The following is a 13,977-nucleotide window of genomic DNA, read 5'->3' on the forward strand; positions in this document are numbered from 1 at the left end:
TCGTTTTTCTTCACAAGAAAACGCCTGCCCGATTTCAATTCGGACAGGCGTTTTTCGGTTTAGCGGACGGTCACATACACCGTCTGCGTACGCCCTTTCGGCGTCGTGAATTTGATGGTCAGGCGTGTGCCTGACTTTTGTGCCGCGATCGCGACCGGTGTCGATTTCGATGTCACCGTCTTCGTCGCGATCAGCGTCGTTCCGCGACGGACCGTGATCGTGCCGTAGTCGACGTTCGAGTTCACCGTAAGCGTGCGCATCGTACTCGTCGGGGCGGCGACCTTCATGACCGGGGTAAGACCCGCCTTCACGTTCACCGTCTGGACGAAGCGATAGACACCGCGTGTGCTGACGAGCGTGATCTTCGCCTTGAGCGGTTGCGGTGCCAAGCTCATGACGACACGGCCCGTCGATGAGCTCTTGCCGCTCGTGATTTGTTTCGTCCCGTTCTGCAACGTGACGCGACTGTTCGGGAGCACCATGCCGACCCACGTCTTCTGTTCATCGTGGAGACGAATGTTGCTGAACGTCACTTGCGGGAGGGCAAGGCGTGTGTCGAGCTTTTGCCCGCCTCGTGTCAAGCGGACGAGGACGATGTCGCCCGGTTTTGCCGGCACCGTGAAGCGTGTCGATGAGACCGGTGTCGCCGTCGTCAACTTCCCGTTGATGAAGAATTGGAGCACAGCGCGCGTGTCACGGCGAACACTGACGACCGTATGCGTCGCCGTCATCGCGACGTCCGTCACTTGGAGGATGGTCGGACCAACTGCGGCGACACGATGTTCGAGCGTCTTCTCCCGGTCACCGGCTTTGGCGACGACTTTGATGACGTCCCCGTCTTTTAATGGCGTCGTCAACGAGACCGTCTTCCCATTCCCGACGTGTTTTCCGTTGATATAATGTGTGAACGTCGTCAATTTTGCCGTCGAAGATATCGTGAGTGTCGTATCTCCTTCGTTCGGCGTGCCGGCTAGACTGAATACCGGTTCGGCCCGTTCATAGACGACGAGCTTCTTCTCGGCTCCTTCCGTCCCGGCCGGCGCGTACTGGATCTCGACACCCTTGGCGATCGGGTCGACCGTATCGGTCACACGGGCGATACCGTTCGCGTCCGCTTGTATCGTGTCATAGTAGCGGTGCGCATACTCGATGACGTACAAATCGATTTTCCCGTTCGGCACCGTCTTGAAGACGACACCTGCCTCCGCTGAATCGCTCACGACCGTGATCGTGTTCGCTTCCGGATTCGGCGTCGGCACGACGAACGGTTTCCGATAAACGTATGTCCCGCTCGAATTCGACGTCACCGTGAGCGGTGTCCCCGGGAGCAGGCGCTCCGTCTGCATACGGAAGACACCCGTCGCATCAGCACTTGCCGTGTATGTCAACACGTCAGTCTCTGACTTCAACACACGGACGGTGACACTTGCCCGCGGCGACGTCTGTCCGACAATTTCACCAGCAAGACCAAATCGATTTAAACTGACCGTCCCTTCATCTGTCGTATTCAAACTACCGCTAAATACTTTCCCCAGATAAACAAAATCGTAATAGACGGTCGTCGCATAGCTCCGATTGAACGGCGACGTCAACAGCTCATAACGGCCATTTTTCTTCGCTCGTTCAATCGAGATGGACTCGGTCGTCCCGTCCAGGTAAGTCGCGCTCAAATAGACCGGGTAGTCACGCTTCGTATAAATCGTCGTGTCCCCTTCGCGATTTTGGCGCTTGTCGACGACGAGTTCGAGTTTCGTCGGAAGCTTTTTGTAATCCGCCATCGGCATCGTCTGATCTGTGAAGCCAAGGACGCCGTTATAGACGCGCGGCACGGTGTCCGTTTGGTACGTCTCGGTTTCGCCGGTCGTCACATCGTGCACCGAGTAAGCTTTTTGTCCGGTCCAGTGCAGCGCCCCGTTCGACATCGCATATTCGGTCCGTGAGTGGTTTCGTGTCGTCAAGGTGACCGCACCGGTCGTTTCATTGTAAATGTAGTGGGCCTCGTTCGAATAACCTGTCACATAGACGATCGTCTTTTCGAACGTGAGCACTTTGTTGATCGGGTTCAGTTGGCGAGGCAACGTCCGTGTGAAGAGCGTCGCGCCCGTCTCGACCGACACATGGTCGACCGTCTCGAGGTGGCTCGACGCGGCGAGCACCGTTTTTCGATCTGTCGACAACGACACGTAACGTGTACCAAGGTCTTTCTCCCAAATCACGTCGCGGTTAAGTGTTGTCATGACGGTCTTGCCGTCTTTGTACCAGAGCAAACGATCATTTTCAACATCCGCCCCGAGCAATTTGTCGTCTTCATCGAACCAGAACGTGGTGACACTGCCGTCAAACCCGATGAGGTAACTCGTCGTGGAACAACCCGAGCAACTTCTCAAGATGACGACGTGGTCACCATCAATACTTGCGAAGCTATTGACGTCATGATGACGCATAATGTCTAGCGTCTCCTCGAGCGGGATGCGCTCGCCGGTCGCAGGCTCATATAGCGCCGTCCAGTCGTTTAGTAAGACGTAAGGGCTGTTTGAGATCCGGTGGTGCCCTGGGATCGGCTCATTGGTCGTCTCGGCGTTCGCACTTGGCAAAGCGAAGCCGGAGGCAACCAAGAAGAGCGCCAACAAAAAGATAATTCGTTTCACGTATGTTTTCCTCTTTTCTTAAAATTATGGGAAATGATATTTTTTATTACAAAAAAAGTATAATTGCTTTTTTAGAAAAGGGGAATAGTTTTTTGTGCAAAGCACAGAAAAAACCGGCAGTGCCGAAGCACTACCGGTTTACAAGATGGCTCCGTCCGAAGACTTTGCTCTATTTAACCCTAAGGGAGGGTCAACGATTACTGAACGACTTTTACGTCGAATGCTACTGGTGCAGAAAGGAGGTCGCCATTAACATCAGACACGATTTGCGGAACCACTACCGTGAAGGTACCAGAAGGACGTCCCGAAACGAGAGTCACTACGCCATTGTTAATGTCAACTCCGACTTTGTTTGTTACAACAAGATCTTCTGGAGAAAGCTTCGCTCCATTAGAGAGTGTTCCAAGTACTGCAGCACGAAGATCATAGTTCATAGGTTTCCCGAACTGATCTTGAACAGATACAGCTGGTTGCAAAGTGAACTTAGTTTTCTCTGAGTTTACTTTTCCGAATAGAAGGTTGTTAATTGACAATCCATCAACATCTGAAAGGTCGATTGTGCGCGAAGTTGTGTTGATCATTGCTTTAGTCGCTACTGAATCAGTGTTTGAGTAATCAACTGCAACCGTATCGACTTGAACCCCGTTCACGAACGCTTTGATTGTAGCTTTACCAGAACCGGCGAATGTCTTAGCAGCAGTAGCTTTGAACGAGAGCGTGCCAGCAGAATTTTCTTCGAAATAGTTCGCGTGTGATTCTGAAGAGAATGCTACATCATAAGTTACTAAAGCCGTTTCCGGAGTTGGAATCACGTTACCGAATTTATCGAAGCTCTTCACAGTGAATGAAACTGCATTATCGACATCAGAAGCAACGTTTGCATCATCTACGTCAGCGTCAAGATATTTGTTATCTGATGTGAGAACGAGGTCGTAAGAAGCGACTGTCGCATCAAATTCAGATACTTTAACAGCGACTGACTTCGTGAATACCACTTTGCCATCGTTGTCTTTGAACGTGATCGTGATAGTAGCAGTACCTTTGCGGTCCTGTTCTTCAACTGACACCACGCCATTTTCGAGTGTTACTTCCGCAACATTTGTGTTGCTAGATTTAACTTCAAGTGTACCAACTTTAGAGTTGTCAACTTTAACGACTCCATCAGATCCGATGACTGCACCGAGTGCTCCTTTGTACTGGTCAAAGAAGTTGACACCAACAGGTTTCGGGCTATCATTCCCTGCTACAGTTCCAGAATCAAAGCTGAGTGATGTAGTTGTAAGTGTCGCGTCAGCAACCTTAGAGCTAGCTACAACTGAGAACTCTACGATGCGCTCGAAGTCGCCGCTCACAATTTTAACTTTAGCCGTTCCAGTACTGTGCGCAGTGATGACGCCTTCTGGAGATACAGTCGCAATCGCTGGTGTCAAGTTCGTGTACGCTGAGTTAGCTTTCGTAAGAACTTGGATGTCACCAGACACGTCTTTCACGAACACATCCAAGAATTGGTCATTCTCAGAGAGTTTGATTGTCGTATCAAGTTTGCCATCTTTCTTCGCTTCTTTGTAAGCTTCTACTACTTCATCTGCTGATGTGTCACCAGGATATGAAGAAATGTGAACGCCATCGAATGCTGCGATTTCTTGCTTACTAGATACAGTTACTTTGACAGCGCCTGTAGTTGCCAACACTTTGTTAGCAGCATCCACTGCTTTAACTTCAACAAAGAATGTGTTTGCAGATCCAGTAGTAGGGTTAGTCTGGAACTCGAACTTCCCATCTTCTAAAGCAGTTGAAGTTGAAGAAACTTCTAATTTCGCATCTGACAAGATGACACCGTTTTTGTCTTTAACAACGAGAGATTTGAAGATGTCATCGCCATCAAGGAAGTTTGTTTTCGTGAGTGTTACTGAAGCAGCAGCAGCAACTTCGAACTCGAAGTCTTTTTCGATCGCAGTTGTCACTTCACCAGATGGAACTGAGAAGTTATTAACTGAGAGCGTGTACTCGCCACGGTCAACCAAGTCTGCGTTGAGTGTGAGAAGCAATTTAGTCTTGTCATCAGCGTCAACTTCTACTTTAGTAACGTAACGGCCGTTGTTGAGTTTGAAGTCAGCAGCTTCAACGCCTGAAACTTCTTTGTTGAATTTCACTTCAAGTTGGTCAACTTTAACTGGCTTCACTGAGAATTCAGTAGTTTCAACTGTGAAAGCAGTTTCTGCAGTCATTACTTCACCAGACTTGATGACGAATGAGTGAGTTCCTGCAGGAAGAGCTGGAGTCTTAGCAGTCAACTTACCATCCTTGATTGTTGCAGCAACTGGGATTGCTTTAGAAGCGTCTTTGAATGGGTAGATGAGAACATCTGCCTTCGTATCTTCTTTAGCGTTTTCAACGTCAGCAGTTACAGAAAGAACTTCTTTCGCTTGATCGACTGAAGAAGCAACGTTTGAGAATGCAACTTCGCTTGCGACAACTGTGTAAGTCAAGAACGAAGTGATACGGTTCCCGTTGTGGTTGTAAGAGATGAGGACTTTTTGTGCGCCTGCATCTTTCGTGTTGTAAGTTGAGCTCATTGTGAAACGCTCAGGAGCTTGTGTGTAAACTTTACCGTCGCGGTACATGACGCGAATCGATGGTTTCGTAAGTTCAGAACCAGCTTTTACTTCTCCAAGGTCTTGATCGAAGATGTAAAGTGGGTAGTTACGAGCGTAAAGTTTCTTGATGTAAGTCTTGCCATCAGAACCTTGGCCTTTAACTGTTTGCCACTTGTTGATTGCTGTTACGAGGTATTTGCCCCATTTGATTTCTACACCTTTAGGCGTGTTAAGCGCGAGCGCTTCTTTGAACTTGCCACCGAGTACGACCTCTGCTTTAAGTTCTACTGTTGAAGTTGAAGCTTCTGCTGCCATTACCGGAGTAAGAGCTGCTGCCGTCACAGCAAGTGCTGCTGACGCTTTGACTAGCTTGAATGATTTCTTTGCCATCTTGTGTAAATCCTCCCTTTGGTATGTTGCGATTTTGCGCTACCAGCTTGCAAGCTACGCTCCCCCCACTAAACGATTCCATATGTATACGCCATTCGTTCGAACGACTTATGCAACCTGATCCTTTAGGTCTTGAGTTTCACTTAAACTGATAGGTATTTTTCAAGATGTGAATCTTGAACAATTTACCAAGTATGAACTTGGAAAACCTTACATCCATAATATACATAACGCTTCCAATCAGCACAAGCGTTTTTTTTCGCAAAAATGGGAATGATTTTGAATTTTGGAGTTTGTGAGATAATTTAATATCACATTACCCACTTTTTGAAATGTCGAAAACCGTCGAAAAACGCCGATATAACGCCATTTCGACATTTTTCGATATGATTAATCCTTTAAATGTATTTAATTTTACTTTTATTACCTTCTCATATAATTACCATGTCTAATTTTAGATTGTATCAAAATAAGGAATAATTTAACCCTTATTTTTACATTGACCAAACTTTTAAAACTGATTCAATAAGACTAGTTTGAAATTTGGGGAATACATTTTGACTAGTCCGATTGCAAATTATACACAAAAAAAGCTACGAACCGGTTTGGTCCGTAGCTTATGAAAAACGTCTTTCTTCTATATTAGTAACCCGCGTATTGGAGCGATTGAATGAAGGCCCGTTTCTCGCCCCCGAGGAGCGCCCATTCGAATTCATACTCGTAGCCTTCGATGGTGATGACGATCCGGTTCTCTGGACGGACGTGTTGCTTGATGAACGCGATCATCTTCGCATCCGGAATGAACCAATACGTCTCGTCGACCGTTCCATCGTCGTACTCTATATAGTCGACATCGAACGGATCAATCGTATGGACGTACGATGCCGAACCGACACGGATACGGAGCTTCTCGAATTCGAGCGGCTCACCGTCTTCCGCATAGTATTGCAAGAGGAAGCCCATGCTCGCTTTCGTCGGACGTTCGAAGAAGAACGGTGCGAACGTCTCGTTGTAACGAGTCGACCCATCAGCCGCGAACACTTCCTTATGAACGACGATACGATTTCCCTCTTCGTCACTGACACGGTGGAAGTTGTTGAAGAGCGCGTGTTGGACCGTAAGCGTCTCTGATGCGCTACGGTTGCCGGCACCGTCACGGACGACGAGCGACATCTTCTTGCCGAGCGGTTGTTTCGGGATCGGGAGAACGAACTTCCCTGTCGACATGACCGGGGCCGTGTACGCTTTCCCGTCGATCGTCACGATGACCGTCGCGAGCGGCTCTGCCGTTCCGGCAATCCCGTTCGAAAGCGTCGTGACCGCTTGCGTGAGGCGCGCCTTGCTCGGTGCGACCTTATCCGCTACGACCATCGACTTGACGAGTTCGCTGATCGCACCGTTCGCCGTCTTCGCCTGCGCCGTCAAGACGGTACCGACTTTTTGAAGCGCGATGACACGGCGGTAGTTCCCGTTCGCGTCGAACGAGCCGTTGAACGTGCTGCCCCCGACCGTCACAGTGACGGCGAGTCCTGGTGTACCTTTCACTTCGATCGCACGAGCCGAGTTATCGACTGGGTTGATGACCGGTGCCGCCGGACGTGCCGCCGGGTCTTCCGCGACGATGACGCGTGTCACAGCGCTTGCGTTCCCGCTCGCATCGACTAAACGGACATCGATGACGCGGCCGACTGGTTGTGGGGACATCGTGAACACGGCTTCACCGTTCGTACGGATGACGCGCTCGTATGTTTTCCCAGCGACAAGGATTTCAGCTTTTGCACCGATCTCCCCTTGAATCGTGAGTGACGTCGACGTATGGAACGGTGCCGCCACGACCGGCGCAGCAGGTGCCGTCACGTCGGCGACAGTCGTCGTGTCTCCTTCAGCCGCGACGAACGTCGGTGTAAAGCCACCGACGACGAGTGTCCCGGCGAGGAAAAGCGCTAAGTATTTCGGTTGTTTCATTTTATGAATTCCTCCTAAATAATGTATCGAATTAGACAACAACTTTATTTTAATGGATTTTTTTAAAAATAGGTACATAATTTTCTATTTTAGGTGCATATTTTTTCGATGCACAAAAAAACATCTCCATCGCTGGAGATGCCTGATCACGTCTCGTGAATCATCGTCGCTTGTCCGCCTTGCCAGAGCCACGTGTCCTGGTCTTTCACGTACAAGTGCAGTGCCCAGAATCGGCCCTCGTAAGCGTTCGTCCCAAGGATGAACCGCTCCTCGAGCAACAGTTGCACGACAGCGAGCTCACCTTTGATCGTCTCGTCGAACGTCACCGTCTCTTGGGCGATCCATTGGACGGCGGCCGGGTCGACGAACTGGTCTAAAAACGTCTCTTTATCGAACTGACGCCCGCTCGAGTCGACGTAGCGGAATTCATCGTGCATGATGCCCCGCATCGCGTCAAGGTCGCCCGCCGTTTGAAGCGAGGCCCGGTCGTCAGAAAGTTGTTTCATGTTGAGTGTTTCCATAGCTGTACCTTCCTTTCACCGTACATCATAGCATACATTTCCCGCTTAGACCGCCCAATCTGACACTACCTCATCCACCCAAAGTACCTCTGCGATTGTCTATAGAAAAGACCGTATCGACAAGCTCCGCAAGATGAACGGCAATTTGAAAGTGTCTTGAGCACCAAAATCCTTTGACGCATACGAAAACCGGCCCTCTATGGAGAGCCGGTTTTCGTTCGTTCATTTGACGGTGACGGTCGTGATTTTACTGACTTTCTTCGTCACGTCTTCAACGTGGACAGACAAGCGCTCACCTTTTTTCAAGGCTCGCGTCTTCGCCACGTATGTGCCGTTCAATGCTATTTTCGACTTGCCGATGACACGTTTGTTCTGATCACGCACGACGACGGTCATCCCGGCTTGCGCTTTCCCGGTCACTTGTTTCGCGTTTGCACGAGGTGCTGTGACGCTCGGGGCACTCGGTCGAAGCCCTTTGGCGACGACGACACGTTCTCCCGTGAAGAGTGGCCCGTTCGTATACGTGACACGAAGTACCGTTCCCGCTTTTTGTGGGGCGAGCGACATCGTCAACTTGCCGTTTTTGACCGTTCCCCAGCCGATCCGTTTCGTTTTATTATACACGTTGACGACCGTTCCCGATTTTGCGGAAACGTTGAAGACCGGCGCGTTATCAAATATGCGCTCCGGCTTCGGCGCGAGTTGAAGCATCGACTCGGCCCGGTAGACGTTCACTTTCCCGTAACCGCTCACGACGTCATAATACGGGAGGAGCGGAGTGTTCAAACCATCTAACACGTCTTGCATACCATCATATTCACGCGGGTCTTTCGGTGCGTCTCCACCCGTGAAGGCGAGCGGCTCCGACGAACGGCGTAAGATCGTCCGGACGCCTTCGACTGTCACACGCGGGTGTTGCGAGACGAGAAGTGCCACAGCGGATGCGACGTGTGGCGTCGCCATGCTCGTCCCGTCCATATAGACGACGTTACCGTCCGGAACAAGACTCGCGACTTTTGAACCTGGTGCGACGACATCGACGTTAATTCCGTAGTTCGAATAGTCCGTGACGAGACCGAACGTGTTCGTCGCGCCGACCGAAATCGTGTACTTCGAAGACGCCGGATACGAGACGCGCGACTGGCCGTCGTTCCCCGTTGCTGCAACGATAATGACACCGCGGTCATGCGCATACTTCAACATATAACCGATCGTGCGGCTTTCCGTTCCGCCGAGGCTCATATTGATGACTTTCGCTCCGGCGTCGACGGCATACTTGATACCGAGTGCGATTTGATCCGTCTCCCCATATCCGCCGGCATCAAGTACTTTTACCGGTAAGATGGACACGTTCGGGACAATCCCCCGCATCGACGTGCCGTTGTTTTGAGCGGCCGCGATGACACCGGCGACGTGCGTCCCGTGACCGTGGTCATCGATTGCGTCGCCTTCCCCGTTCGGGTCGACGAAGTTCTTCCCATTTCGGACATCAACTTTCCCTTTCAAATCGAGAAGGCGGTGGTCGACACCGGTATCGAGAACGGCAACTTTGACGGTACGGGCTTTCAAGTTGAGCGCCTCGTACTTATCAAGGCTGATGCCCGCGTCCCCGAACGGTTTCAACACAGAGCGGCTGTTGACCGACCATTGATAGCTATAGCTCGGGTCCGCCATAAATGCAGAGTATGTCTCGATCGGCTCGATATAGTCGACGTTCGGGTCTGACTCGAGCACCGCTTGTGCCGACGCTTTCGTCTTCGCTGACGCCGTTTCGACATCGACGAGCGCGAAATGGTCACCCGGTGAACCGATGGCGAGACGTTCGGCCGAGACATCACGCATCGCGTTCATCTTGCCAATCGATTGGTTCGGTGACGACTTGTATTTGACGATATAACGCGGGGCGTCCGTCACGTTGACGGTGACGCCGATGCGGTCGAACACGTCCGTGAGCGGTGTTCCCGCAAGTTCATCCATCCCGGCAAGACCTGCGACAGACGCGATGTCCGCCTTCAATCCTTCCGGCACGCTTTGACTGACGAGGGCGTGCATCCGGTTGATGGCCGCTGACTCTTTCGACGACACTGTATGCTGTTTTCGCTCGACGAGAGCTGTCAAAAGCGGTTTGAGTGTCACCAGGTCGTTATACGCCGCCTGACGCTTCGTCTTGTCGAACGTGATCGCCTTGATGATGTAAGGCGAGGCACGGTAGTAGAGTGCCGCGAGTTCCCGCCCTTCTTCTGATTGGTTGAGCACGTCCGTCTGGACACGTCGAATCAGCTCGAGCATCGTCTTTTGATCACTTGCCGGCATTAAAATCGATTCGACGGCACACATATCGCCGCTTGCCTGTTCATATTTCACCGGCAATTTGACCGGGTTGTAGACGAGGTTGATCTCTGAAGCGAACTCCGACGGGTCCGGTTCGCTTGGCGGTTCTGTTCCGTCCTCACTCGGTTCTGTTCCTTCTTCACTCGGCTCTTCTCCTTCTTCAAGTGAGAAGATCTCCTCTTCCGGTGGATACATGTCCGGCGTCTCCATCGGCATGTACTCGACTTTGACGTAGTATGGTCCTTCCCATGCATATGGGAGATGGATTGTCGCTTTGCCGTCCTCTTTCGAGGCGCTCGCACGGTAAGGATAGAACGTATCGTCTTTCCCGGCCATATCGGCGCTCGGATAGACCGAGACGTTGGCGAGTTTCGTCGCCTCCATGACGATTTCCATATGGGTCATCTGGCTCGGAGCTCCTCGCTCCATCTTGAACCAGTATGTATTGACCGGGTCGACGCCCGTCGTGAACGTGACAGCCTCCCCTGCTTCCAGTAGTGTCGCTTGCTTCATTCCGGCCCCGGCATCAGCGTGGATGCGCGGCGGGACGAGCGAGACGATAAGTAGGACCGCGAGCAATGTCGCAACAGTCCGTTGCACCAATCGTTTCATTTGTTTTCCTCTTTTCCAAGTATTAGGTGAATCACCTTGGATATAGTATACGAGATTTGTTAGAAAATGTTTCAATCGTGTTACAAAAATATTTCGACAATGAAACACGTCAAAGATTGACATCATCACGTCATCCCGTTAAAGTAACGATAACATCATACGAACTCGCGATGAGAAAGAAGAGTAGCGCGAAGGGACGTCTCCAGAAAGCCGGTGGTCGATGCGAACCGGTGACGTGTCTTGCGTGAATGGGCTTTTGAGCGTTCAGACCGATACGTAGGCTCTGACGGGTCCTCCCGTTACCGAGGACAGCGAATGATCGTTCGCGATGAGTGGAGAGACACGAAGTTTCTCAACGAAGGTGGCAACACGGGGAAATCTCCTCGTCCTTCATGTCCGATTGGGCATGAAGGGCGGGGAGATTTTTTGTTTTAAGGCTTCAAGGTGTTCGGGTGATGTCCCGCGGATATAAGCACCACGGTCATCATAAATAAACAGCACATGGTTTTTCGTTTGATGAATGAACTGAATGGAAGGACACGTCCAACGGTGACGGCAGAGCCTTGGCGAGAAGTGGAAGTCTTGATGACAAATTGCTTCTAACAAGGCATGGAGTCGAAGCTGTGACCTGCCTGAAATCGCTACCGTATAGGTTCGAATCGTTTCTTCATGTAGGACGGAACGCGTTAACGTCGTCTTAAATCGGGCGTTTCGGTCACGAATGAAGCGAAAGAGGTGCGTGGGCGTAAATGCGGTCCCATACACGTGATACACGAGAAGGATGGCATCCCCTTCATCGAACAAGGCGTCAAACAGGTCGTGCGCCTTCTGTAAGACCGCCTGAAAATAGGCCGGATTGTACACGTCCGACTCGATGTAAGGTGACATTGTTTCTTCAAGTTCGATATGAGCCGTCAACGGGTCACCTGAAAACTGGTCTGGTCTTAGAATCTGCACGTGCTTCTCCCCTTTCTGTCTACATTATAAGGAGGTCAATCCTATGAAACAACTAATCATCAACGGCGACGAACTGACCCCGGTGGCAATCTTCCACCGGTTGCAAGGAGAGCGGAAAGTACTGCTCGAGAGCCGGGCTGAAGGTAAACACGGACGTTACTCGATCATCGCGGCGAATCCGGTCGAGACGATCCGTGTCGACGGCAACACCGTGACCGATGCAACGGGTACGACCCAAACGGACGACCCGCTCGCCGTCTTATCCACATTGATCGCACGTGACACGGAAGACGCGCCCTACCCGTTCATCGGCGGCGCCGTCGGGTATATCGGCTACGACCTGCTGCGGACGTATGAGCCGATCCCGAACACGCCGACCGAGACGCGCGACTTGCCGGACGCGTTGTTCCAGCGCTATGAGACGGTCGTCTTATACGACCATCTCGAGGAGCGCGTCATCTTGATCGACACCGGCGACAGCGACGGAGCGGCCCGGCTCGAACAGTTGAAAGCCGAGCTCGAGACGGCGAAGACGCATGAACTCGCGCCGGTCGTCCGAACGAGCGAACGGATCTTGACCGACAAGGACGCATTTATCGAGCGTGTCTTGAAAGCGAAAGAAGCAATCCTTGCCGGCGAGGTGTTCCAGCTCGTGTTGTCGCAACGGATTGACGCGACGTTCACCGGTGACCCGTTCCACTTCTACCGGACGCTGCGAAAACTTAATCCGAGCCCGTACTTATTCTACATCGACCTCGGCGAAGCGATCGTCCTCGGGGCGTCGCCTGAGAGTCTCGTCCGTGTCGAAGGGAACCGCGTCTCGACGAACCCGATCGCCGGTACGCGCCCGCGCGGCAAGACCGTCGAAGAAGACATGCGCCACGCTGCCGACTTGATTGAAGACGAGAAAGAGCTGGCCGAACATCGGATGCTACTTGACCTTGGCCGGAACGACATCGGCCGCGTCGCCAAAGTCGGAACGGTCACGATTCCGAAACAGATGGAAGTCGAGCGTTTCAAAAACGTCATGCATCTCGTCTCCGAAGTCGAAGGCGAACTACGTGACGACTTGAACCCGATCGACGCGCTACGGGCCTGTCTCCCGGCCGGCACCGTCTCCGGGGCACCGAAGATTCGGGCGATGCAGTTGATCGATGAGCTCGAGACGGTGAAACGTGAAGTATACGCCGGGGCCGTCGGCTATCTCGACGTCCGGGGCGGCTTCGACTTCGCCCTCGCCATTCGGACGATGGTCGTCCAAAATGATACGGCGTACGTCCAAGCCGGGGCCGGCATTGTCTTTGACTCGGATCCGGTATCGGAATATGAAGAGACGCTGCATAAAGCCAAATCCCTGTTGGAGGTGTTCGCATGATTTTACTGATCGATAACTACGACTCGTTCACATATAACGTCTATCAAGATGTCGCCCGGTTCAGCGATGTCTTGGTCGTCCGTAACGACGAGCTGACGGTCAATGAAATTCGTGACCTCAATCCGACTGGTATCATCATCTCACCTGGTCCAGGGGGTCCGCACGACGCCGGTGTCTCCCTCGACGTCGTCCGACAGCTGTCGGGACAAATCCCAATCCTCGGTGTCTGTCTCGGTCATCAAGTCATCGCCGAAGCGTTCGGCGGCACGGTCGGCCGGGCCAAACAGGTCATGCACGGCAAGACGTCTGTGATCGAGACGACGACCGGTGCCTTGTTCGACGGAGAGCCGATGGACGTCATGCGGTACCACTCGCTCGTCGTCCAAGCGACGGAACTCAACGTGACGGCAACGACTGCGGACGGCGTCATCATGGCGCTCGAACATCCGACACATCCGACGTACGGCGTCCAGTTCCACCCCGAGTCGATCGGGACACCGGACGGACGTGACCTGTTCGAACGATTCGTCGCGATTTGTCATACAAAAAGACCGAGGAACGTATCCCCGGTCTAAGTACTG

The 13,977-nt window shown here is 52.0% G+C and carries 8 protein-coding genes and 1 other annotated feature; of the genes, 2 read left to right on the forward strand and 6 right to left on the reverse strand.

Annotated features, from left to right (window positions below; all coding sequences use genetic code 11):
• Positions 1–59 precede the first annotated feature (59 nt).
• The 6 genes from EVJ23_RS03770 to EVJ23_RS03795 all read right to left on the reverse strand — a co-directional run bounded on the left by EVJ23_RS03770 (position 60) and on the right by EVJ23_RS03795 (position 12,021).
• Positions 60–2,648 carry a hypothetical protein gene (locus EVJ23_RS03770; protein ID WP_131464212.1) on the reverse strand — a complete coding sequence of 863 codons (2,589 nt, stop codon included), beginning with the start codon at positions 2,646–2,648 and terminating at the stop codon, positions 60–62.
• Between the two features lie 197 nt (positions 2,649–2,845).
• The gene (locus EVJ23_RS03775) at positions 2,846–5,635 is read right to left on the reverse strand and encodes a hypothetical protein (RefSeq protein WP_131464214.1); all 2,790 of its coding nucleotides are present in this window, start codon (positions 5,633–5,635) and stop codon (positions 2,846–2,848) included.
• A 642-nt stretch (positions 5,636–6,277) separates the two neighbouring features.
• Positions 6,278–7,600: an Ig-like domain-containing protein gene (locus EVJ23_RS03780; protein WP_131464216.1), complete on the reverse strand. Its 1,323-nt coding sequence runs from the start codon at positions 7,598–7,600 to the stop codon at positions 6,278–6,280.
• Positions 7,601–7,746: 146 nt separating this feature from the next.
• Complete coding sequence (locus tag EVJ23_RS03785; protein WP_070328521.1) at positions 7,747–8,121, reverse strand: nuclear transport factor 2 family protein; 375 nt, start codon at positions 8,119–8,121, stop codon at positions 7,747–7,749.
• A 222-nt stretch (positions 8,122–8,343) separates the two neighbouring features.
• Positions 8,344–11,064 (reverse strand): S8 family peptidase, encoded by a 2,721-nt coding sequence (locus EVJ23_RS03790; RefSeq protein ID WP_131464218.1) that lies wholly within the window; start codon positions 11,062–11,064, stop codon positions 8,344–8,346.
• Positions 11,065–11,225: 161 nt separating this feature from the next.
• Positions 11,226–11,458, forward strand: a binding site (T-box leader).
• The gene (locus EVJ23_RS03795; protein ID WP_131464220.1) at positions 11,455–12,021 is read right to left on the reverse strand and encodes a DUF3885 domain-containing protein; all 567 of its coding nucleotides are present in this window, start codon (positions 12,019–12,021) and stop codon (positions 11,455–11,457) included. It overlaps the preceding feature by 4 nt.
• A 43-nt stretch (positions 12,022–12,064) precedes the next feature.
• Here EVJ23_RS03795 and trpE point away from each other — a divergent pair, with 43 nt between their 5' ends.
• Both trpE and EVJ23_RS03805 read left to right on the forward strand, forming a co-directional pair.
• On the forward strand, positions 12,065–13,396 hold the full coding sequence (gene trpE, locus EVJ23_RS03800) for an anthranilate synthase component I (RefSeq protein WP_131464222.1): 1,332 nt from the start codon (positions 12,065–12,067) through the stop codon (positions 13,394–13,396).
• Positions 13,393–13,971, forward strand: a complete 579-nt coding sequence (locus EVJ23_RS03805) for an anthranilate synthase component II (RefSeq protein WP_131464224.1) — start codon at positions 13,393–13,395, stop codon at positions 13,969–13,971. Before trpE ends, EVJ23_RS03805 begins: the two co-directional genes overlap by 4 nt.
• The last annotated feature ends 6 nt before the right edge of the window (positions 13,972–13,977 follow it).

It is taken from the genome of Exiguobacterium sp. SH1S1, assembly GCF_004337245.1.
GTDB lineage: Bacteria > Bacillota > Bacilli > Exiguobacteriales > Exiguobacteriaceae > Exiguobacterium > Exiguobacterium aurantiacum_A.